The sequence below is a fragment of the Vibrio sp. J1-1 genome (genome assembly GCF_021728395.1).
In the GTDB taxonomy this organism is placed as follows: Bacteria; Pseudomonadota; Gammaproteobacteria; order Enterobacterales; family Vibrionaceae; genus Vibrio.
On sequence record NZ_JAKKCM010000003.1, the window covers coordinates 247,503 to 270,760 of the forward strand.

Sequence of the window (23,258 nt, forward strand, 5' to 3'; positions counted from 1 at the left end):
GCATCACTTAATCTTTCTTGTCACCATTATTGTTGTACACTTCCAAACTGGTTTGTGTACGTTCACCACTACCCTCTGGTAGGTAATCTATGTTTTCATACCATGCGTCCGGGTTAAGTGTCTGTTCTGCTTGCAGTTGATTTAAAGCAACACCCAATTCAGGATCATTCGCGCAACCTGTTAAGATAAGAGTAAAGAAACAAATTGCTAATTTTATTAAGTTTTTCATTCTGCTCTCCCTCTTAAAGACTATGGCCAAACTGGCCATCTGTCCCACCTTCACCTGATGTAAACTGGTACTCGGTTTGATCTTGAACACTAGCATTGGAATTGTCGTCTAGCTTATACTTATCAAAGTCTAAACTCGCTCCCTTACCAAGCAGATAGAACTCCACATCGTTCGGGCTAACGAAACCATCTGTTGGCAGTGTAAATCTGCGTCGGTCTACCGGCCTCGCTAAACGCGGCGTAACTAGAATAACTAACTCCGTCTCTCCTGAAGTAAATTGCTCACTCTTAAATAGACGCCCTAATACCGGTAAATCAGAAACGCCCGGCAAACCTTCATCGACATTTCGAGCGTTTTCACTCAGTAGCCCTGCAATACCTATAGTTTGCCCGTCAGCCAACTCTAAGGTACTGCCAGCGCTACGCTTAGTCAGTGGTGGGATGTAGTACGCAGCATTTGTATCACCAACGCTAAAGGTCACTACACCAGAAGTCGCCAGCTCACTCACGCTGACATTGAGCTTTAAATTGATTTTTTTATCACTAAGAATATAGGGTATAAAATCCAGTGTTACGCCAAATTCTTTATAATCGATGGTGATGCCATCTTCGTTCGGAACGGGAATTGGGAATTCACCACCAGCAACAAACTCGGCTTTGGTGCCACTCAATGCCGTCAAGCTCGGTTCAGCTAATACCTTAGCCACTCCATTTTGTTTTGCGATATCAAGAGCAAACGTAAATAGCGTATTGCTGTCGAGAAAAGAGCCTAAGAAACCAAACTCGTTAACACCAGCGTTACCACTCAAGATCGGCCCAATATCATCAATCGCACTGCCTATTGTTGTCGCTCCCCAGGTAATGTCGCCACTTTTTTGAAAGAAATGAAAATTAGAATCAAAAGTCCTAACTAAAGATCGTTGTACTTCTGCAACTGTCACTTCAAGCGTCACTTGTTGTGCGCCTCCGATGGACAACAAATTGATAACTGGGCTGTCATTCTCTTCATCTTCACTTTCATCAGCGGCATTACCAGCCGCAAAGGTCTCTGCAACTTTAATCGCCACATCCATATTTTGCTGGCTACTGACTAAACCTCTGAGTACGATTTTGTCTTGAGTACTATGCACCTCAATATTCTCATCAGGCAAAAACTGATGAAGCTTTGATTTCAACGTATTAAGATCATGCGTCACTTCGACGTTAAACGATTCAATAATTCGGCCGCTACGATCCCAGACCGATACATTAGTAGTACCGAGCTTTTTACCAATCAAATACAACTCGTTAGATCTCAGCACCAAGATATCCAGTATGCTGGGATCACCTAAGGTCACTTTTTTAGCACTACCTGAAATCATCAGTTGAGTAGACTGGTGGTGAGGTACAGCGACGACACGCCCCGATTGAGCAGCGGCATAAACATTAACGCTGGCTAATACCATGATTAAGTGGCTTAAAATTAATATTGTTATTTTCATAATTCACCTAATTGCTCACGCGTACATTGGAAGTTTGAGAACCTTTAATCACGGTCACACTTGGACGTGGTGTATACGTTCTTTTTGGCGGCGCTTTATCGACGGTTAGCGGGTTTCTTAATGCTAACTGAATACTTCCTTTACTTTTTTCCGTTAACAGCTTTTCAGCTTCTTTTGGCGACACTTCTAAGGTAACCGCTCGAACAATCACTGGCTTGTTATCTTTGGTTCTTGCCGTTTGGTCCACCGCCAACACTTTAATATTCTTCAATACGGTACTGGTTCCGTTACCTTTTGTATTTAGCACATCAACTTTATTACCAGGGAGTAGAAAACCTGCAACGCCAATTACATCGTTGACTCGAATCGTAAGAGCCCGCTTATCTTCAGGTATCATGGCGGCTAATGTCACCCCTTCACCAAGTACGGCTATCCGGTTTGGGTTTACTAGTTCGCCTTCATAAATCGAGTTGGAAGCTACTTTGCCAATCGCTTGAGATGGCTCCGTAAGCGTTGTTTCTTCTATCCAATCGACTTCCATTAGTCTCGTTTTTAGGTGCTTCTCTTCAATAATAACGCCTGGTTCTATTTCCATTGCAGCCACAAGGACCGGGTGTCGCTCGACTTCTTCAAGCTTCACTGTGGGCTGCGTCTGACTATCTAACCACTGCTTTGCAATCATCACGGCCCCCAAACCAAACGCAATTGATAGCAATAGCAGCATGACAATTTGTGTCCTGCTCATGACATCCCCTCATTTTTATTCATCAACGGTAAAATAGAGCCCCCAAGCACGCGCCAGAATCTCGGTTGACACCTGCTCCCCTATTTCCTCGAACTTCAAAATATCTCGACTAATCCCTAAAATATCTTTTGGTAAACATGGGAAATACCCCGTACCCGTCTCATCATGCAGTTGCTTTAATCGGTCAAAAAATCCTTCCTCTAAAATCAGTTGATAAGCATCTGATAAATCCATCCACAACTGACGGTACTCATCTAACTCTAGAGGATTAAATTCAATCTTGTAGCCAAGTCGTCGTAAAAATGCGGGATCAGCAATAGAACTTGGTGGAAGGTTGGATGAAAAAGCAAGTGTCAGCAAAAACGGTACCGATATCTGTTGTCCATTTGGCAAACCAAGGTGATCAACAAAATATTCCATCGGAACAATCCAGCGGTTGAGCACGGCGGCAACCGGCATAGATTGACGCCCTAAATCATCAATTACAAAAATGCCATTATTGGCCATCATTTGCAGTGGTGCATTCCAGACACGATTATGCTCGGTGTGGTTGACCTCCAACATGTCCATGGTCAACTCGCCGCCAACCTGAATATTCGGTCTTTCACACAACACCCAGCGCTTATCATAATGGTCACCCAATTTAACAAACGTTTTGCTCTCAGAGTTATCCACCCGTTTGTGATGGTGCTCAGAAAAGACTTTAATAATATTGCCGTCAGCATAGACCGCATGAGGAATAAAGACAGACGTGTTCAATGCATTGAGAACGCGCGCTGCAACATAACTTTTACCTGTACCGGCATGCCCGTATAACAATAGCGCTCGACCAGAGTTAATTGCTGGACCCAGCACTGGTATTAAACGCTCAGCTCCATAAACGTCATCAAGTGCTCGTTCCACATCCGCTCGAGCAATGGGTTGATTACGCAGATTTTGCCGCTCAACCACATCCCAATACTGCTCCAAAGAGACAGGTACCGGACCAATATACGCCTCGCGACGAAACGCCAACTCAGCTTCTGCCATACCCAACTCTGTTAAACCATAACGAACGTTAGAGTACGAGCTGGTCGCATTTAACGGTTGATAAACTTCAACCCAACTGCGAGCACGAAGTTGTGCAAGTGAATTTTCCACAATAGATGAAACCACACACATTCGGCAGGATAACTCAACCAAATTGGATTTTGGATAGGCAGAAATATGCTTGATAAGAAGATGCTCAATAACCGCACTCGGTATGCCTAAATCATCTTCTGACGTAGGCGTCGGTGGCGGTGAGATCTGTGGCACTAAATTTATTTTAGGTATTGTAGACATGGGCTGTGCCCTCCTAACGTTTGGCACGGTTGTAGTGGCAAATCCCTGCCAAACCTAACAAATCACTGTAGCCGCAACCTAGCGGATTCATGTATGTTAATTTATTGAATATAAAAATAGTAAGCCAAACCAATCACTATTGTCGGAGCAAAAGGAATCACTAAAGGCTGTTTGTTTTTCCAGCCAGGAGTCACTTTCTGTACTGCGTAAGCTTTAACTTGCTGCCCAATGGGCTCGACCGAAGATGCCAAATGTAGAGCAAGATAAAACACACCAATTATACCTCCGGCAATAACGATATAAGGTGTTACTTGCCACATAGTTTCAGCTCCTAACCAAAAACCGATAGCAGCTAAAAGTTTGACGTCACCTCCCGCCATAACTCGAACCAAATACAACAAAAAACATGTTGTGAAAGTAACGAGCAAACCTTTCAAATGAATCATCCACTCTACATCGGACTCTAGGTACAGATTAACTACTACAACCAGAAACAACACACCGACTAATTGGTTAGGAATTCGGTGTCTCTGTGCATCAGAGACACCAATAACAAACAGCACACTCCAAAGGACAACAGTTAGCATGTTTTAATCTACCGTGCTCTACTATGGAACAGTAACTGCGCCTGTTTGACAGTTTTCTGTGTCACTAACACATCCCCCGACCTGAGTGAACTTAGCTTGGATAATATCCCAGAAACCAGAACCAATAGCTGCTGCAACAATCAGCGCCGCACCAAGAATATATTCTAGAAGCGTCAAGCCTTCTTCATCATTCCAAAAGTCTTTAAGAACTTGTGTAAACTTATCCATTTTAAATGCCCCCTAAAGATCCGTTTTAGAGATCTTTAATATTGATTTAGTGTTTAACCCCTCTGAAACGTCCCTACATATGCAAGGGTTTCGATGTCAATTTAGGTTAGAAAAGTGTTAGAACGTTAGGATATTCTTGCCATTCATTGGTACTTTTTTGCTATCTATGTATTTATCAGTATGCTGTATTAAATATGAGATTGGTGGCTATGAAATATGGGAGAGACATCACACTTAATCGTTAAAATCCTCACCATAATCATCTAATTGATAAAACTAAAAAATGATTTAACCAAAATTTAATAAACGAAAGGATTAATCTAAACACTCAAGGATTGAGATTAGAGGGATTAGTCCAGGTTCAAATGTTGTCTAAGCATGAGTTAAATGGATTTTATATGGATAGGCTTGTTAAAGCGTGTTGGATGGGAGATCCCCTAGTATCTCTGCCTGAGCAGCTCCGATGGGTATTTACGCAATACTTTGAATTAATTGATCACAGCAATGACATATCAGTGATCAGTGACAAAGAGTTCGGTTATTTTTTTTACTATGCCACAGGAAAGCCGAACAGTACGTTAAAAAGCGTGACAACACTGTGTGAAAATCTGGATAAAAAACTTATTGTCGTGCACACGACTGACATCGGTGGCGGCAAACTACCACCAAAACACATAACCGCTGAGTACTACCCATTAAGCGATAACTATTTATCACACTGGTTATCTCAAATAAAGCTCAAATACTTTTTTAATCATAGCCTTGAAGGCGCTAACTTAATACCGCATAAATCACCTCCGAGGAATGGTAAAGCCAACTTTTCTGAGGTCGTTGACTATATCGCAAATAATATTCACCGGGAGTTGCGTGAAGAAGATGCGGCTGCGCTCTGTCATTACTCTACCACCTACTTTTCGAAAGTGTTTCGTCGCAAGGTTGGTATGTGCTTTCGTGATTATGTCACCGCCAAGCGTATTGCATTAGCCAAAAAGATGCTCACCGAGGACGATTCGATGAAAATTGCGTATATTGCTTACCAATGCGGTTATCATGATGTCTCTTATTTCTCTCGTATTTTTAAGAAGAAGACGGGGTTCTCTCCAGCCAGCTACCGACAACAGTTTTAGCTATTATTTTTATGTAGGTTTAGAAAAGATATAGCACTATCTTAGCCACGTATTTCGTCAAAATACATTCCCGAACAGTGACTCACATGCTAAAGTTAACAATATATTAACAACTATAAAAACGAGAAGACATGGAGTCACTTATGATGCATCAGCCGAATGTAACCAACACCTCTGCTGGTTGCGCTCTCCCTCCGCCAAATGAAATGATTCTAAAATGGGCAGACGAGCGTCCAAATGAGGTTTACTTAAAGCAAATCATCAATCGGGAATTCGTTGAATTCACTTACGCTGAAGTCGCAGACCAAGCTCTCAGGCTGGTTAGCGCATTACACAACCTTGGTGTTAATCCCGGTGATAAGGTAGCGTTAATCTCCAAAAATTGCGCAGAGTGGTTTATCTGTGATCTGGCTATGATGCTGGGGGATTACGTTAGTGTGCCCATCTTCCCAACGGCTGGCGTAGACACCATCGAGTACTGCCTCACGCACAGCGAAAGTAAGGTGCTCATCGGAGGTAAATTAGACGACTCCAAGGCAACTCAGCAAGTGATTAATGAAATGGGCGATCTGATAAGTATCGCACTGCCATATAACACTGCACCCATGTGCCAGCATCAATATGCAGAGCTTATTGCGAATGAAACGCCGAGTGTAGAGCGTCCCCAGCACTACGATGAAAAACTGATGTCGTTGGTATATACATCCGGTACTTCTGGCTTACCAAAAGGTGCAATGCTGACCTACGGCGCATTCAGTTGGTCTGTACAACAGTTGATCAATCACATTGGTATACAACCAAACGACCGATTGTTCTCCTACTTACCACTCGCGCACATTACTGAACGTGTATATATATTCGGTTCTTCAATTATGGGTGGTGTTCCCACCGCCTTTCCAGAGTCACTCGACACCTTTATTGAAGATGTAAAGATGCACCGCCCTACTTTGTTCATCTCAGTACCAAGGTTATGGACGCTATTCCAACAGCGTATTCAAGATAAGTTACCACAAAAGTCTCTGAATATTCTTCTCAAGATACCGTTTGTGAACTCGCTGATTAAGAAGAAGCTCGCGGTCGGGCTGGGTTTGGATCAAGCCCGAGTATTGGGTTGTGGCTCCGCTCCTGTTTCACCGGCACTGTTAGAGTGGTACCACAGCGTTGGGCTCAATATTACCGAAGCGTGGGGGATGACCGAATCCTTTGCTTACAGCACCATTAATTATCCTTTTAGAGCCGATAAAATTGGCACTGTCGGCAACGCAGGCCCTGGCATAGAACTGAAAATTGCTGATGACAGTGAAATCATGGTTCGCAGTAAAGGCCTATTCTCTGGTTACTATAAAAATGATATCGCGACTCAAGAATCTTTTGATTCAGAGGGATGGCTGCATACTGGTGACATTGGAGCAATTGATTCGGATGGTTACCTTACCATTCAAGGCCGCAAAAAAGACACGTTTAAAACCGCAAAAGGGAAGTTCGTTTCTCCCGTTCCAATTGAAAAGAAATTGTTCGAATACAGTCGTATAGAAATGATGTGCCTGATTGGTCTTGGCTTACCAGGCCCAATATTGTTGGTCGTACCTCATGATTTCCCTCACTTCGACAAAGAGCGTTATGAGCGTTCCACTCGTAAAGTCATTGAGCGAATGAATAAAGAGCTGGCATCTCACGAGCAAATAAAAGGCGTTTTGATGATAAAAGAGCCATGGAATATCGAAAATGGCGTTCTTACCCCAACTCTGAAAATAAAGCGCCACGTACTTGAACAAAAGTACCACGAACTTGGCCATAACTGGCCTAAAGGCCAATTAGTACTCTGGGAAGAAGACTTATAATTAGGCCAGCACTCCTCAATAGCGGTTGGGGAGTGCCACTCAACCTTGCTTCAAACTACGGCCTCCAAAATGGTTTGTGGCTTTCTTTTAACACCTCATGCTTTTCCAAACCAATATCATTCCAAAGATGTTCAGGTAACTCTCTTAAGTGACGACGAGTTCGAGAATTCCGTCGCCACAAATAGAGTTTAGAAAAAGTTAACTGAATCCAAGCTTGTTGTCTCGTTAATAAAGCTTGCTGATCATTGTGAATAGTATTGTCCATCTCCCCAACTCCTATTGTTCTGTTGACCACTTAATAATCAACGACTACCCTAATATTCTCAAACGATAGAATCTGCCATTGAGTTAAGGAAAACTAATGTGAAAGATCGAATGCCTCCATTGCAAGGCTTATACTATTTCTTCATCGCAGCAAAAGAAGGAAGCTTTAAAACCGCAGCAAAACACTTGTTTGTTACACCCGCAGCAATTAGCCAACAAATCCGCCAGTTAGAAGAGTTTCTGGGAACGGATCTTTTTGTTCGCCAACATAGGAAGATACTCTTAACACCGCAAGGTGAATTGCTATTTGCTCAAGCAGAAAGAGGATTTAGCCACATACAACAAGGTGTTCGTCTGATTAGCCAAGATCCCAACCCAAACCAACTCTCTATCTCTACACTTCCTTCGTTTGCTCATCATTGGCTAGTTCCCAAAATCACAGCTTTTCGACAGCGCCATCCTGAACTATCACTTTTGCTGGAGCCAACTAATGAACTGGTTTCTTTTCAGGATAGTCAGATAGATCTATGCGTTCGTTACGGCTTGGGAAACTACCCAAATTTAGATTCACAATGGTTGATGGATGAAGCCTTCTATCCTGCCTGTCATCCGGTTTATCAAAAAGAGCACGGCATTTATAGCATCGAAGACTTGAGAAAAGCTGAACTTATCGAAGATCTTTGGCCTGATCTCGATTGGAATATGTGGTTAGAAAGGCTGGGACAACGTGCAGCAAAACCGGCTCTAAAATACAGCGGCTCCCATCTCGTGCTTGAGGCAGCTTTATCATTACAAGGTGTAGCTCTAGTGAAGCACAGTTTGGCGTATCAGTATTTTCGAACTGGCAAGTTGGTTCGTATTGGAGACATCGCCATCAAGCCTAAATTCGCCTATTACTTATGTGCACCAAAGGGATATCTTCAGCGACCCAAGGCACAATTGTTTGCACAGTGGCTAAAGGAAGAAATCGAAAGTTTTGAAAAATCGGTTAATCGAGACTTTAAAACCATCGCGCTAACAGACTGAAGAGTTTTAATTGGATAACAAAATTCTGTTGCGAGATGAATAAAAAGCCCCGCACTTGGCGGGGCTTTGAAATCATAGAGTTAAGTTAAGAATTACTTCTTAGCGTTACGCTCTTTAACTTCTGCGATTACTTGCTCAGCAACGTTTGCTGGACAAGGTGCGTAGTGTGCGAACTCCATAGAGAACTGACCACGACCAGAAGTGATAGTACGTAGGTGACCGATGTAACCAAACATTTCTGATAGAGGAACGTCTGCTTTAATACGAACACCAGTAGCACCAGCTTGTTGGTCTTTGATCATACCACGACGACGGTTAAGGTCACCGATTACATCACCAACGTTATCTTCTGGAGAGAATACGTCAACGTGCATGATAGGCTCAAGAAGCTGTGCACCCGCTTTAGGCATAGACTGACGGAATGCGCCTTTAGCAGCGATTTCGTACGCGATAGCTGAAGAGTCAACTGCGTGGAAACCACCGTCGAATAGTTCAACTTCAACGTCTAGCGTTGGGAAGCCAGCTAGAACACCAGTTTCCATCATGCTTGCGAAGCCTTTTTCTACTGCAGGCCAGAATTCTTTAGGTACGTTACCACCAACAACTGTTGATTTGAACGTGAAGCCAGAGTTTGGCTCACCTGGTTTGATACGGTAGTCGATCTTACCGAACTGACCAGAACCACCAGACTGCTTCTTGTGCGTGTAGCTGTCTTCGATTGCTTGAGTGATAGTTTCACGGTAAGCAACTTGAGGAGCACCTACTTCTAGCTCAACGCCGTAAGTACGTTTTAGGATATCTACTTTGATGTCTAGGTGAAGTTCGCCCATACCTTTAAGGATGGTTTCGCCTGAATCTTCGTCAGTTTCAACTTGGAATGATGGATCTTCTGCAACCATTTTACCGATCGCGATACCCATTTTCTCAGTTGAACCTTTGTCTTTTGGAGATACAGCAATAGAGATTACTGGCTCTGGGAAGATCATTGGTTCTAGAGTACATTCGTGTTTAGGATCACATAGAGTGTGACCTGTTTGAACGTTCTTCATACCAACAACAGCGATGATGTCACCAGCTTGAGCTTCAGTGATCTCGTTACGGTCATCAGCTTGCATTTCACACATACGGCCGATACGCTCAGTTTTACCTGTCGCAGCGTTAAGTACTGTGTCGCCTTTCTTCATTACACCAGAGTAGATACGGATGAATGTTAGGGCACCGAAACGGTCGTCCATGATCTTAAACGCTAGAGCACGTAGTGGCTCATCTTCAGATACAGTCGCTACTTCACCTGTTGGCTCACCAGTTTCTTTATCTGTTAGAGGCTGAGGATCAACTTCTGTTGGAGAAGGTAGGTAATCTACAACAGCGTCTAGTACTAGCTGAACACCCTTGTTCTTGAACGCAGAACCACAGAATGTTGGGAAGAATGCTAGGTCACGAGTACCTTTACGGATACAACGTTTTAGATCTTCGATAGAAGGCTCTTCACCTTCCATGTAAGCTTCCATTAGGTCGTCGTCTTGCTCTACCGCAGTTTCAATCAGCTCTTCACGGTAAGCTTCAACGTCGTCAACCATGTCAGCTGGAACGTCTTGAACTTCGTAGTTTTCTGGAAGACCTGTGTCATCCCATACGTATGCTTTACGAGATAGCAGATCAACAACACCAACGAAGTCATCTTCACGACCGATTGGAAGAACCATAACTAGTGGGTTAGCCGCTAGAACATTCTTTACTTGATCAACTACGTTGTAAAAATCTGCACCCATACGGTCCAGTTTGTTAACGAAGATCAGACGAGATACTTCTGATTCGTTAGCGTAACGCCAGTTAGTCTCTGACTGAGGCTCAACACCACCAGAACCACAGAATACACCGATACCACCATCAAGAACTTTTAGTGAACGGTATACTTCTACAGTAAAGTCAACGTGTCCCGGAGTATCGATAACGTTTAGGCGGTGACCATTCCACTCACAAGTTACCGCTGCTGATTGGATTGTAATACCACGTTCAGCTTCCTGCTCCATGAAGTCAGTTGTAGACTCACCGTCGTGTACTTCACCAGTTTTGTGGATTTTACCAGTAAGCTTTAGAATACGCTCAGTGGTGGTAGTTTTACCCGCATCAACGTGCGCGAAAATACCAATGTTTCTGTACTTTGATAAATCTGCCATTGTCTTACTCTGTTTATAAGGTATAAATTGCGCGCAGAGTATAACACAATCTGTCAAGACTGATACCCTTGCGTGCAGATGGACGAAAAATATTTTTAACGTAAATTTTCCATCCTCAAATGATAGCCAAGTATAACGATTTATGTGCTTTATTCGTTCAATTTGAGAATGGATTTTACATTTTTGAAACGCTTATTTTAGCGCGTTATAGCTCATCAAATGCTTCTATTGCCTCTGATAACTTCTTAACCCCATGAATTTGCATACCCGGAATTCCACCTTTGGGCATATTCGCTGCAGGAACTATTGCTTTTTTAAAGCCGTGCTTAAACGCTTCATTTAATCGCTCTTGCCCACTCGGTACAGGACGAATCTCACCCGCTAAGCCAACCTCACCAAAGATAACGACATCTTTTGGCAAGGCGCGATCACGAAAGCTCGATAGTAACGCCATCACTAATGCAAGGTCGGCGCTGGTCTCGGTTACTTTCACACCACCAACGACATTGACAAACACGTCTTGATCCGCCATTTGCAACCCACCATGCTTATGCAACACAGCTAATAACAACGACAGACGATTTTGTTCCAGCCCCACCGCTACTCGGCGTGGATTGGCGAGCTGTGAGTAATCGACCAGCGCTTGTATCTCAACTAATAGAGGACGAGTCCCCTCCCATACGACCATAACCGAAGACCCTGACGTCTCTTCTTCACCACGTGAAAGGAAAATCGCCGATGGGTTACTCACTTCTCTAAGCCCCTGCCCTGTCATCGCAAAGACACCGAGTTCATTTACCGCACCAAAGCGGTTTTTGTGACTACGTAAAGTACGGAACCGGCTATCAGTGCCACCATCTAGTAACACTGAACAGTCAATAATGTGCTCAAGAACTTTCGGCCCCGCAAGCGTACCATCTTTCGTTACGTGACCAACGATAAATACCGCAACATTGTTTTGCTTCGCATATCGCGTAAGCGCTGTCGCGGATTCACGAACCTGCGCGACACTACCCGGCGATGACTGAACATCAGAAACGTGCATCACCTGAATCGAGTCAATAACCATAATGCGAGGTTGCTCTTTCTCAGCAATTTGGCAGATCTTATCTACATTAGTTTCGGATAACATCTTTAGGTGCTCTTTTGGCAACCCAAGGCGAGAAGCACGCATCGCCACCTGTTGCAACGATTCTTCACCCGTCACATATAAAGTCGGCATTTGTCCCGATAAAGAGCACATAGTTTGCAAAAGTAGTGTCGACTTACCTGCACCGGGGTTACCACCAATTAATATTGCGGCGCCGGGAACCACACCGCCACCAAGCACACGATCGAGCTCTTTAAAGCCACTGGTAAAGCGTGGTACTTCTTGTAAGTCAATTTCTGATAACGTTTGTACCTGAGCTTCTGTCGCAGAACCTGCATATCCGCTTAAGCGTTCATTGCGAGCAACAGTTGGCGAAGCGGCAATTCGTACTTCCGTAATCGTATTCCATGCACCACACGCATTACATTGCCCCTGCCAACGCGGAAAGTCTGCGCCGCAATCATTACAAACATACGCTCGTTTTGCTTTCGCCATGATGCCTCAATTTTTAACAAATGTGACCAAGCACTGCCAACTGACTCCAGAACTGAATATACTCAAGTTTTGCTGTGCTTAGCCGATACAATTCTAATAACGACATACTCTAACAGAAATAATGCTGCAATCTGAAATTCTCTCGCTCGCGGAACGGCTCATCCCGGTCTATGGTTCTGTAGACTTTGATTTTGTCCTTGGCCAACTGACCGAGGAAGCGCCACCTTCAGCCAAAATTTTGGTCAAGATTGAATTGAACCGATTAATGGCGCCGTGCAAAAAAAGCATTGATTTACGCGGCCGTGTTAACGGGGAGTGCAGAAAGTACATATTCGATGGAATTCCACACTGGTTAGATGACGTAGCATTTAATGCTTACCACAAAAGCATCAGAAAGTATGGTGGCTATACCGAAGGCGTCTGGGAAACGCTTATTAGCACCCGAAACAATTTTCGAGTCATGGGCAAACAAGCAGCCGAAGAACATCATCCGTCTCTATCAGGGACTCAAAGCCCATTTGGTGCCGTGCCTATTCAACTAGGTTTTGACTTGAAGCGTCAAGAAAAGCGTTTAAAAGTCCAATCACAAGTCGAGATACATCGTTCAAAAGGCCAGCTACTCCACGGTTTGAGCATTGACCTATCCAGCTCTGGCGCAAAATTCAAAGTACCCAGCGCATTTAAATACAACCTTGGAGAAATCATTGAGGTTACTTTTACCGACTTTGCCAGTAAATCTCAATTAGCCGGAATTGAAAAGCCCCTGACTTATCGGATCCTGGCTGTTGAAGACTGCTACGAAAATGATGCAGTTCGCTACCTAAGAACCATTATTCTAACTGAAACCAATGTGATCGACAGAGTCATTGATGAAGTGCTAAACAATGAGGCAAAACGTACACGTCATGATAATCAGGATAAAATCATTCGGGCTCGTACTCGCGGATATGAGCATTTGACTCTGAAACACACCAGCAACTTGCCACTGTTCTTTCAAGGCAGCGAGCTAAAACTTGCCATGCTAACGCCGAATAATCAAAAACTATGGCAATACTGGCACGATGAACGTAACCAACAAGTCTTTGGCTCCCTGTTCCATGAAGAAAGAATGACATCGCTGATTACACCGGGTGTAAAAGGCACCACCAACGTTCTCTATTCATTTACTCACGAGCACGATAACAAAACTTATTTCTACTCGATGCTGAGACCTGAAGCAACCAGAGAGCAACGCCAACTATTCTGGCATTTGGGGGCAAAGCGAAAAAGCTGGCGAGTGTTTCGCGTATCTATCTTTGAACTGTCCAAGCAAGAAAAAGAAGAACTCGCCTCATTTTCATCAGAGTTAGCTGAAACTTCTAATTTACTCACTCACGTAGGGATTTTGCAAGAAATCTCGGACGATGATTCAGGACAAGACTACCTGTTAACCGAAAAGCCCCGCTTACCTTCAAATACCTTAAATGCGTTTCGACATCCAAGGCGAATAACCGGCAACCCAAAAGGGATGTATTTTGATGCTCAATCTCGACGCAAAGAGCCTCGTTATCGATTTAAAACACCACTCGCGTTAATGTCGGGGCAATTAAATAGTCCGGGATACAGTGTTGATATTTCCAAGCGAGGACTCGGAATTCGGCTAGAAAATCCTGCCTCCTTACGCGCTGGTCAAGAGGTCACCATTAACTTTCGTGAGCTGCAATTGTACGATAACAATTTGCCGCTGTCCGACGTCCCTTACCGCGTTGTGCGAGTCAGCCCCGATGGTCACAGGGTTCAATTGGTTATTGGTCAAAACAGCAAAGCACGTCGTGTGATCGCTTTTCTCAATAAAGTCATCGAACATAATAAGAACAAGTTGGTTCCGCAGGAAGATGTGCTGCCAAGCCATGATCTACTGGAGAGACTGAATAGTACGCTTCTTTCCAGAAGCCTAAGTTCTCCGATCTTTATTAGTAAAACTTCAACGGGCTCATTTAAAACACCGGTTATCGGTGTAAACCAGCCTTTACCCAAACATGTTGAGATTTTTGCTCAGATAGGTCATGACAATAAACTTTTGCTGGACCCCATATTTAAAGGCCGTACCAGCACTCTGATCGCAGATCGAATCAAACGTGTAGATGGCACACAGGAGAAACATGAAGACATTTACATCAGCGCATCAAAAACCGGTAACAAAGTTACGGGTATAGAGTCAAAGCTATATCAGAATTTTAGTAGCCTAAAAGAACGCATTCAGTTTGTAAAAAAAGCACGCATGATGGGCGATTTCTATGTTCTTCGTCTCTCCACCGCGCCAATTTTTGAGCCAATGACCTCTCTTTTGCAAAGAGATTTAAGTGAGTTAACCCAGTTTAGTGTGCATCAGGCAAGTAAACTAGAGAAGGAGCTCACTTCGCTTATCGGGTACAGTGAGTTTGAAGATATCACGGAAGAAGTACTCGTTAGGCTAGAACTAACCGAATAAAAAACACCGCTCAGTTCGGCGGTGTTTTAATATTGAACCCAATTAGCTGTTTTTGCCAATAGACTACGGCTTAGACTTCCAGCTAATTTTCTGTTGTTTAACCAGCGCTCCTGACAGTATACAAAGCACGCCACCTAAACCAGAATAACGAATCGCAGATTGAGCCTGTGCCTCTACTTTCGGTTTCGCATGGTACGCAATGCCCAAACCGGCAGCAGACATCATCACCAAATCATTCGCGCCGTCACCTACCGCAACCGTATTATGCTGCTCGATTTCGTACTCATCCGCTAATTCAACCAAGATGTCTGATTTTACTTGCGCGTTTACAACTTCACCAAGCACTTTACCAGTCAGTTTTCCATTAATTATCTCAAGCTTGTTCGAGCGAGCGAAATCTAAACCCACCTTTTCTTTGATGTAGTCAGAGAAGTAGTCGAAACCACCAGAAGCAATCGCCGTTTTCCAGCCTAACGCTTTCATTGTCGCAATCAGTGCTTCAAAGTCTTGCATGAATGGAAGCTGCGAGCGTACTTGTTCAAGGATAGATTCGTCAGCACCTTTTAGTTTGCCAACTCGTTGACGAAGACTCTGTTCAAAATCCAATTCTCCTTGCATCGCACGTTCTGTTACTTCAGCGACTTCATCGCCAACACCGGCTAACTTCGCGATTTCATCAATGCATTCAATTTGAATGGCTGTCGAGTCCATATCAAACACAATAAGCCCTGTGGTTGACAAGTCAGGGACTTCATTTAGTGATGCATAATCTAAGTTAAGGCTTTTTAAAATGGTTTCGTGCTGAGACGTAAGTTCGCCTGACATCAATGCAACTTCGTATTGGCCTACCTTCCATGTTTCTAGGACCGGATTGTAAAAACCAGTAAAAAAGTCAATGTCTTCAAAATGACTCGGTGAAAGGTAAGTAGAAAAAATAATCCAATTTGCTTTGGCTCTATCCAACTGTGAGGCAAAGCGCGTTTCAGGCAATCGATTTAAAAGTGTCGTATGTTTTCTTATAGGCAAGCTTTTTAACGCGTCCATGTATATAATCCTTGATGACTTTGCTAAAACGTTACCTCAACAAACTAAAAAGGCAAGGCTTTGTTTTATTTTAAATGGATGAGTAAAGAGCATGAGTGAATCCTTGTTCTCAGTAAGGAATGCCCTACGAATTCTGGCGCTAATACTACTGTGTGTAATGTTATTTATCACGATAAAAAACAGTGTGGTTATCAGTAAGGGCAACGAGAAAATTCAAGCCCATCAGCTTGAGACACTCACCAAGGTTTTGATCTCACAGGCATCATTGTCTGCCAGTGAAATGATAGTGAACAATGACCAAGAGCGATTACTGCAGTTGTCTAATCAGCTCGCACAGGATCGCTTGGTATTTGATGCAAGCATTTATGATGCACAAGGTGTGCGTTTGGCTTCCAGTGAAGAGGCGTTATCAGTACGAGAGGTGCTGGGTTTAGATACCCCATTGGCAACCGCTTCAATTGGCCGCCAACAACTGGTTGAACCTATAGTTGCTGACGATTCTGTTGTCGGCTTTGTCAGGGTTACTTTCGAAACAGGCCGCGTTACCGCGATTTCTGACCACCACTATCGTAAAAGTGATCGCTACATGTATATGATGGTTCTGATGAGTTTTGTCTGTGGCATGCTGTTCATTATGATTTTACGCAGACAACCAATTCGTAGAAAGAAAGCGGAAAACCTTCTTCTGACCAAATAATTCATCAGTATTCAGAACTCAATATAAAAACAGCCCGCATTGTGCGGGCTGTTTTTTTGCATACTTAACTGCGATTACGAGAGTTTACTCTTTATCAGCAAGCAATACAGAATCAAGTGCAATCAGCATCATATCGTTGAACGTGGTTTGACGCTCATCTGACGTGGTTTGCTCGCCGGTTTTGATGTGGTCAGAAACCGTACAGATTGTTAGTGCTTTAGCACCGTATTCTGCTGCTACACCGTAAATACCAGCCGCTTCCATTTCAACACCAACAATGCCGTACTTGTCCATTACGTCGAACATTTCTGGATCTGGCGTGTAGAAAAGTTCTGCTGAGAATAGGTTACCGACTTTCACATCAATACCACGGGCTTTTGCTGCATCTTCTGCTGCGCGAACCATTTTGTAGTCTGCGATTGCAGCAAAGTCATGACCTTTGAAACGGATGCGGTTTACTTTTGAATCCGTACAAGCGCCCATGCCAATCACAACATCACGTACTTTGATGTCTTCATTTACAGCACCACAGCTGCCAACACGGATGATCTTTTTCACACCGAAGTCTTTGATAAGTTCAGTCGCGTAGATCGAACATGATGGGATACCCATACCGTGGCCCATCACAGAGATCTTACGACCTTTGTATGTGCCTGTATAACCAAACATGTTGCGAACATCACACACTTGAACAACGTCTTCAAGAAAAGTTTCTGCAATGTATTTTGCACGTAGCGGGTCACCCGGCATTAGTACTACGTCAGCGAATGCACCCATTTCAGCATTGATATGTGGAGTTGCCATTTTCTTTTCCTTAACCTTTCTCTAGCGCTCCGCGCTTAAGGCGATGTAAGCCAGAGTATTCTCATTTACGACAAGCAGTACTTTTATACTGCAAAACATTAAACTAGGAGCCAAATGCTCCTAGTTTTCAGTTACCTAATAATTATAGGAAGTTCTTACCGTATTCCATTGGTGAAGTACCGAAGTAGCTCGCTAACGTTTGGCCGATATCTGCGAACGTTTCGCGGCAGCCAAGAGAGCCAGCTGGCACTTTTGGACCGTAAACCAATACTGGGATGTGCTCACGAGTATGGTCTGTGCCCGGCCATGTTGGGTCACAACCGTGGTCTGCTGTTAGGATAAGCACGTCGTCTTCATCCATCAGCTCTAGCACTTCGTTGATACGACCATCAAAATACTCAAGAGCCGCAGCGTAACCCGCTACATCACGGCGGTGGCCATAAGCTGAATCGAAATCGACAAAGTTAGTGAATACGATGGTGTTATCACCCGCTTCTTTGATCTGCTCTAGAGTTGCTTCGAACAGCGCTGGAATACCCGTTGCTTTAACTTTCTTAGTGATGCCGCAGTTCGCGTAGATATCCGCAATCTTACCGATAGAAACGACGTTACCTTGTTTCTCTTCAACCAGCTTTTGCAACACTGTAGCTGACGGTGGCTCAACAGAAAGGTCGCGGCGGTTACCTGTACGTTCAAACTGACCTTTGCCCGGACCAATGAATGGACGAGCGATAACACGGCCGATGTTGTAATCAGCTAGCTCTTCACGAGCGATTTGGCAAAGATCTAACAGCCGCTCCAGACCGAATGTCTCTTCGTGACACGCTATTTGGAATACCGAGTCTGCTGACGTATAGAAGATAGGCAAACCCGTCTTCATGTGCTCTTCACCCAGGTCATCAAGTACTTGAGTACCAGAAGCATGGCAGTTACCTAAATAGCCATCTAAGCCAGCGCGTTCAAGGATGCGATTCGTCAACTCTTCAGGAAAGCTGTTGGTTTTGTCCGTAAAGTAGCCCCAGTCAAATAGAACAGGTACACCAGCGATTTCCCAGTGACCAGACGGAGTATCTTTACCAGAAGAAAGCTCAGCAGCGTGGCCGTAAGCACCGATGATTTCTGCATCGGCGTCTAGACCAGGTGCAAAGCGACCTGTTGATTCTTTGTGTGCCATCGCCAAACCAAGTTTAGATAAGTTTGGAAGACGAAGTGCGCCTTGACGCTTTTCGTTATCGGCTAAGCCTTTTTCACACTGATCCGCGATATGGCCTAATGTGTCTGAACCTACATCACCAAATTCGTTAGCATCAGCGGTTTCACCGATACCGAATGAGTCTAGTACTAAAATAAATGCTCTTTTCATTGCTCGTTCCTTAGGCCCACTCGCGAATTATTATGGTTGAGTAGGCCTTTTGTAATAATTTAATCGATTAGATGTCTTCTGCACGAATTTGACGGTAAACCTCTGGGGTTGGTGTGTATTCACCACCTACTTTGATTGCACTGCGTAGTGCTTTTGCCGCTTCTTCCCACTGCTCTTCTGTGCGAGCGTGGATAACGGCTAGAGGCTTATCGCTATCAGCAACCTCACCCAAACGGATGAATTCATCAAAACCAACCGCGTAGTCGATTTCATCAGTTGCTACGCGGCGACCACCGCCCATAGCAACTACAGCCATACCGATAGCACGAGTGTCCATCGCAGAGATGATGCCAGTTTCCGTCGCATACACGGGCTTGATGATTTCTGCTTTTTCTAGATAGTTTTCATAGTTTTCGACGAAGTCTGCAGGGCCACCTAGGCCGGCAACCATCTTGCCGAAGCATTCTGCCGCTTTACCGTTGTCGAGCACTTCCATGAGTTTCACACGCGCGTCATCTGTATTTTCTGCCAACTTACCAAGCACCAGCATTTCCGCACATGAAGCCATGGTGACTTCAAGTAGACGTGGGTTTCGATATTCACCAGTTAGGAAACGAACCGCTTCACGAACTTCAACAGCATTACCGGCTGATGATGCTAATACCTGGTTCATATCAGTCAGGATTGCTGTTGTTTTAGTTCCAGCACCATTTGCTACCGCTACAATAGATTTTGCGAGCTCTTCAGATGCTTCGTAAGTTGGCATGAATGCACCCGAACCGACTTTTACGTCCATTACAAGCGATTCCAAGCCCGCAGCCAGTTTCTTAGAAAGAATGGATGCCGTAATTAGCGAGATGTTATCAACGGTAGCCGTGATATCTCGGGTTGCGTACACACGCTTATCGGCTGGAGCTAAATCGCCTGTTTGTCCGATGATCGCAACGCCAGCGTCTTTCGTCACCTGACCAAACACGTCATTCGTCGGTGTGATATTGTAGCCAGGGATTGACTCTAATTTATCGAGCGTACCGCCAGTATGGCCAAGCCCGCGCCCAGAGATCATTGGAACAAAACCACCACATGCCGCCACCATTGGACCAAGCATGAGAGAAGTCACGTCACCCACACCACCAGTTGAGTGCTTATCGACAATAGGGCCGTCAAAATTCATGTGGCTCCAATCGATAACCATACCTGAATCACGCATTGCACAAGTCAGGGCAATACGCTCATCCATTGTCATTTCATTGAAGAAAATAGTCATAGCAAACGCCGCGATCTGACCTTCAGATACAGTGTTGTTTGCTACACCTTGAATAAAGAAGTTAATTTCGTCAGCAGAAAGAACTTCGCCGTCGCGTTTTTTACGAATGATTTCTTGCGGTAAGTACATTAGTGCCTCCCACGCTAAAGATAGCGATGGTTATAAGGTAAAGAGGTAGTGTGGAACGGCATATCACCGTTCCACCAAACAGACTTTATTTTTATCGACTCTCAAACTATTTGGCGTTGCAGCTAGGCGACAAGTAAGTTCATTCCTATGAGCATAGAGGCTCTATGTGGTTAGGACGGCCGGCGCCCCGGTGAACTTACGCAGTCAACAACGCTGCGGCGTCAAATAGGAAGAGAGAATTAGTAAGCTGCTGGATCAGCAGTCTCGTCTGTCACTTCTAATGTATTTAATAGGTTCGTTAGCAGGCTTGATGCACCGAAACGGTAGTGACGCGCATCAACCCAGTTATCACCTAAGATTTCATCTGCCATTGCCAGGTACGCCGCTGCGTCTTCAGCAGTGCGCACACCACCAGCAGGTTTGAAACCAACGCTTTCTGCTACACCCATATCACGAATCACTTCGAGCATCATTCGCGCGTATTCTGGTGTTGCGTTCACAGGCACTTTACCTGTTGAAGTTTTAATAAAGTCTGCACCCGCTTCGATACAGATTTGTGAAGCTTTCTTGATTAGCGCCTCTTCTTTGAGTTCACCTGTTTCGATGATCACTTTAAGAAGAATATCACCACAAGCTTCTTTACATTGCTTAACCAGTTCAAAGCCCACTTTCTCATCACCTGCCATCAGCGCACGGTATGGGAACACTACGTCAACTTCGTCTGCACCGTAAGCAACCGCCGCTTTTGTTTCAGCAACTGCGATTTCAATATCGTCGTTACCGTGTGGGAAGTTCGTTACTGTTGCAATGCGAACTTCTGGCGTACCTTGCTCACGAAGTGTCTTCTTAGCAATAGGAATAAAGCGAGGGTAAATACAGATTGCAGCTGTGTTGCCTACTGCTGTCTTCGCGTCATGACATAGTGAGATCACTTTTGCATCAGTGTCATCATCATTCAGCGTAGTTAGATCCATAAGTTTTAGTGCACGTAGTGCTGCTGCTTTTAAATCGCTCATTTCTATCTCCGATCAATATTCAAAAAATTCACTACTCAGCCTGGCATCGCAACTCTAACTTTAATCAACGAGTTGAGATTGTGTAAAAAATGACTCAGTAGTCTATTTATGAACGGACTTGGTTCCATGAAGACTCGGCATATACAGCGAAAATTTCTTATGCCAATTGCTATCCTTGTCACCGCACAGTACCAATTTGGCCTATGGCAAAACAATCTATGATTGCGGTGTTATCTAAAATTTCAGGGTAATTCATTTACCCCTCGATTAGGTTGTATCCACCTTGTGATGTCTACATTATAGATATTCACCGCAAAACTGTAGCACCAAATAGAGCGCAAACGGTTTGTATCTCAAAATTTCCAGATTTCTCTTCTCTAGTTCGTCAGGTAAGAGACTTTACATATGACGCACTAAAAATTTTCAGCCCTGAAAACGAAAAAAGCCCCGCAGCAATTTCTTGCTACAGGGCATGATTTCATGTGGCGTCTATATATTAAAAACCAGTTCTAAATTACAGAGCTGCTAGGCTTAAGCAGAAGCCTGCAATTGTCGCTGCCATTAGGTTAGACAACGTACCAGCAAGTACTGCTTTAATACCCATGCGAGCGATATCAGAACGACGGTTTGGAGCAAGACTACCCAGACCACCTAGTAGGATCGCGATAGAAGAAAGGTTCGCGAAGCCACACAGTGCAAATGAGATGATAGCCGTAGTCTTCTCAGACATTACTTCACCAGTTGCTGCGATTACTTGAGCGTTTTCACCGATGTAAGGCGTAAAGTTCAAGTATGCAACGAATTCGTTCACTACAATTTTCTGACCGATGAATGAACCAGCAGTTACTGCTTCAGCCCATGGAACACCGATTAGGAATGCTAGTGGAGAGAACGCGTAACCAAGGATTAGCTCAAGAGTTAGTTCAGGCATACCGAACCAACCGCCGATGCCACCTAGCATACCGTTGATTAGCGCAATCAGACCTACGAATGCGATTAGCATTGCACCTACGTTTAGTGCTAGTTGTAGACCAGAAGCCGCGCCGCCCGCTGCTGCGTCGATCACGTTAACAGGTTTGTCGTCACCACCGTCCATTGCCTCTTCGATACTTTCATGAGGCTGATCAGTTTCAGGGTGAAGAATTTTAGCGAACAATAGACCACCTGGTGCCGCCATGAATGATGCTGCAACTAGGTATTCTAGAGGTACCCCCATTGACGCATAACCAGCGAGTACGCCACCAGCAACAGAAGCTAGACCACCACACATTACCGCGAATAGCTCTGACTGAGTCATTTTTGGAACGAATGGACGAACAACAAGTGGTGCTTCAGTTTGACCTACGAAAATGTTAGCTGCTGCTGACATTGATTCTGCACGAGAAGTACCAAGCGCTTTCTGTAGTGCACCACCAAGAATCTTGATAACCCATTGCATAACGCCAATGTAGTACAGAACTGAGATCAGAGCAGAGAAGAAGATCAGTGTAGGAAGAACACGGAATGCGAAGATGAAGCCACCGCCACCGAATACTTCGAACATCTTGTCAGACACAAGACCACCGAATAGGAATGATGAACCATCGTTACCGTAGTTGATAACGTTAGATACACCACTAGAGAAACCGTTCAGTAGATCACGGCCCCAAGGTACATAAAGAACAAATGCACCTAATGCGAATTGGATAGCGAATGCACCACCCACAGTTCTAAAGTTGATAGCTTTGCGGTTAGATGAGAATGCGAATGCAATAGCAAGTAGCACTACCATACCAACCAGGCTCATAAACAGGCTCATAGTTTATGACTTCCTTATAAGTTATTTATTGGCGTGTAACAAAATGGAGCTATAA

The 23,258-nt window shown here is 44.3% G+C and carries 20 protein-coding genes; 5 read left to right on the plus strand and 15 right to left on the minus strand.

Features of this window, described 5'->3' with window-relative positions; all coding sequences use genetic code 11:
* Positions 1–7: 7 nt before the first annotated feature.
* The 6 genes from L3V31_RS06020 to L3V31_RS06045 form a co-directional block, all read right to left on the minus strand.
* Positions 8–229 (minus strand): hypothetical protein, encoded by a 222-nt coding sequence (locus L3V31_RS06020; protein WP_237315217.1) that lies wholly within the window; start codon positions 227–229, stop codon positions 8–10.
* Between the two features lie 13 nt (positions 230–242).
* Positions 243–1,709, minus strand: a complete 1,467-nt coding sequence (locus L3V31_RS06025) for a type II and III secretion system protein family protein (RefSeq protein WP_237315218.1) — start codon at positions 1,707–1,709, stop codon at positions 243–245.
* 7 nt (positions 1,710–1,716) lie between these two features.
* Positions 1,717–2,454, minus strand: a complete 738-nt coding sequence (cpaB, locus tag L3V31_RS06030; protein WP_237315219.1) for a Flp pilus assembly protein CpaB — start codon at positions 2,452–2,454, stop codon at positions 1,717–1,719.
* A 15-nt stretch (positions 2,455–2,469) separates the two neighbouring features.
* Positions 2,470–3,777, minus strand: a complete 1,308-nt coding sequence (locus tag L3V31_RS06035; protein ID WP_237315220.1) for an AAA family ATPase — start codon at positions 3,775–3,777, stop codon at positions 2,470–2,472.
* A 101-nt stretch (positions 3,778–3,878) separates the two neighbouring features.
* Entirely contained in the window at positions 3,879–4,364 is a 486-nt protein-coding gene (locus L3V31_RS06040; RefSeq protein ID WP_237315221.1) for an A24 family peptidase, read from the minus strand.
* 21 nt (positions 4,365–4,385) lie between these two features.
* Positions 4,386–4,592, minus strand: a complete 207-nt coding sequence (locus L3V31_RS06045) for a hypothetical protein (RefSeq protein WP_237315222.1) — start codon at positions 4,590–4,592, stop codon at positions 4,386–4,388.
* Positions 4,593–4,990: 398 nt separating this feature from the next.
* Between L3V31_RS06045 and L3V31_RS06050 the strand changes: the two genes are divergently transcribed.
* Entirely contained in the window at positions 4,991–5,719 is a 729-nt protein-coding gene (locus L3V31_RS06050; protein WP_237315223.1) for an AraC family transcriptional regulator, read from the plus strand.
* A 146-nt stretch (positions 5,720–5,865) separates the two neighbouring features.
* A complete protein-coding gene (locus tag L3V31_RS06055) occupies positions 5,866–7,560 on the plus strand; it encodes an AMP-binding protein (RefSeq protein ID WP_237315397.1) in 1,695 nt (564 codons plus the stop codon).
* A 55-nt stretch (positions 7,561–7,615) separates the two neighbouring features.
* Here the strand turns inward: L3V31_RS06055 and L3V31_RS06060 are convergent, their stop codons facing one another.
* The gene (locus tag L3V31_RS06060) at positions 7,616–7,825 is read right to left on the minus strand and encodes a DUF1127 domain-containing protein (RefSeq protein ID WP_237315224.1); all 210 of its coding nucleotides are present in this window, start codon (positions 7,823–7,825) and stop codon (positions 7,616–7,618) included.
* Positions 7,826–7,923: 98 nt separating this feature from the next.
* Between L3V31_RS06060 and L3V31_RS06065 the strand changes: the two genes are divergently transcribed.
* On the plus strand, positions 7,924–8,850 hold the full coding sequence (locus tag L3V31_RS06065; protein ID WP_237315225.1) for a LysR substrate-binding domain-containing protein: 927 nt from the start codon (positions 7,924–7,926) through the stop codon (positions 8,848–8,850).
* 92 nt (positions 8,851–8,942) lie between these two features.
* Here the strand turns inward: L3V31_RS06065 and fusA are convergent, their stop codons facing one another.
* Together fusA and radA are read right to left on the minus strand one after the other, a co-directional pair.
* The gene (fusA, locus tag L3V31_RS06070; RefSeq protein WP_237315226.1) at positions 8,943–11,030 is read right to left on the minus strand and encodes an elongation factor G; all 2,088 of its coding nucleotides are present in this window, start codon (positions 11,028–11,030) and stop codon (positions 8,943–8,945) included.
* Between the two features lie 205 nt (positions 11,031–11,235).
* Positions 11,236–12,615, minus strand: a complete 1,380-nt coding sequence (radA, locus tag L3V31_RS06075; protein WP_237315227.1) for a DNA repair protein RadA — start codon at positions 12,613–12,615, stop codon at positions 11,236–11,238.
* A gap of 121 nt (positions 12,616–12,736) precedes the next feature.
* Here radA and L3V31_RS06080 point away from each other — a divergent pair, with 121 nt between their 5' ends.
* Positions 12,737–15,085 carry a PilZ domain-containing protein gene (locus tag L3V31_RS06080; protein WP_237315228.1) on the plus strand — a complete coding sequence of 783 codons (2,349 nt, stop codon included), beginning with the start codon at positions 12,737–12,739 and terminating at the stop codon, positions 15,083–15,085.
* Between the two features lie 63 nt (positions 15,086–15,148).
* On the opposite strand, the gene serB is transcribed toward L3V31_RS06080, so the two are convergent.
* A complete protein-coding gene (gene serB, locus L3V31_RS06085; protein ID WP_237315229.1) occupies positions 15,149–16,129 on the minus strand; it encodes a phosphoserine phosphatase in 981 nt (326 codons plus the stop codon).
* A 91-nt stretch (positions 16,130–16,220) separates the two neighbouring features.
* Between serB and L3V31_RS06090 the strand changes: the two genes are divergently transcribed.
* Positions 16,221–16,826, plus strand: coding sequence for a YtjB family periplasmic protein (locus L3V31_RS06090; protein WP_237315230.1), 606 nt, complete (start codon positions 16,221–16,223; stop codon positions 16,824–16,826).
* Positions 16,827–16,910: 84 nt separating this feature from the next.
* Here the strand turns inward: L3V31_RS06090 and deoD are convergent, their stop codons facing one another.
* From deoD to L3V31_RS06115, 5 genes are all read right to left on the minus strand, one after another.
* Positions 16,911–17,630 (minus strand): purine-nucleoside phosphorylase, encoded by a 720-nt coding sequence (gene deoD, locus L3V31_RS06095; RefSeq protein ID WP_237315231.1) that lies wholly within the window; start codon positions 17,628–17,630, stop codon positions 16,911–16,913.
* 142 nt (positions 17,631–17,772) lie between these two features.
* Entirely contained in the window at positions 17,773–18,993 is a 1,221-nt protein-coding gene (locus tag L3V31_RS06100; protein ID WP_237315232.1) for a phosphopentomutase, read from the minus strand.
* 67 nt (positions 18,994–19,060) lie between these two features.
* On the minus strand, positions 19,061–20,389 hold the full coding sequence (gene deoA / locus L3V31_RS06105) for a thymidine phosphorylase (RefSeq protein ID WP_237315233.1): 1,329 nt from the start codon (positions 20,387–20,389) through the stop codon (positions 19,061–19,063).
* 239 nt (positions 20,390–20,628) lie between these two features.
* A complete protein-coding gene (gene deoC, locus L3V31_RS06110; RefSeq protein ID WP_237315234.1) occupies positions 20,629–21,405 on the minus strand; it encodes a deoxyribose-phosphate aldolase in 777 nt (258 codons plus the stop codon).
* Positions 21,406–21,919: 514 nt separating this feature from the next.
* On the minus strand, positions 21,920–23,203 hold the full coding sequence (locus tag L3V31_RS06115) for a NupC/NupG family nucleoside CNT transporter (RefSeq protein WP_237315235.1): 1,284 nt from the start codon (positions 23,201–23,203) through the stop codon (positions 21,920–21,922).
* Between the last annotated feature and the right edge of the window lie 55 nt (positions 23,204–23,258).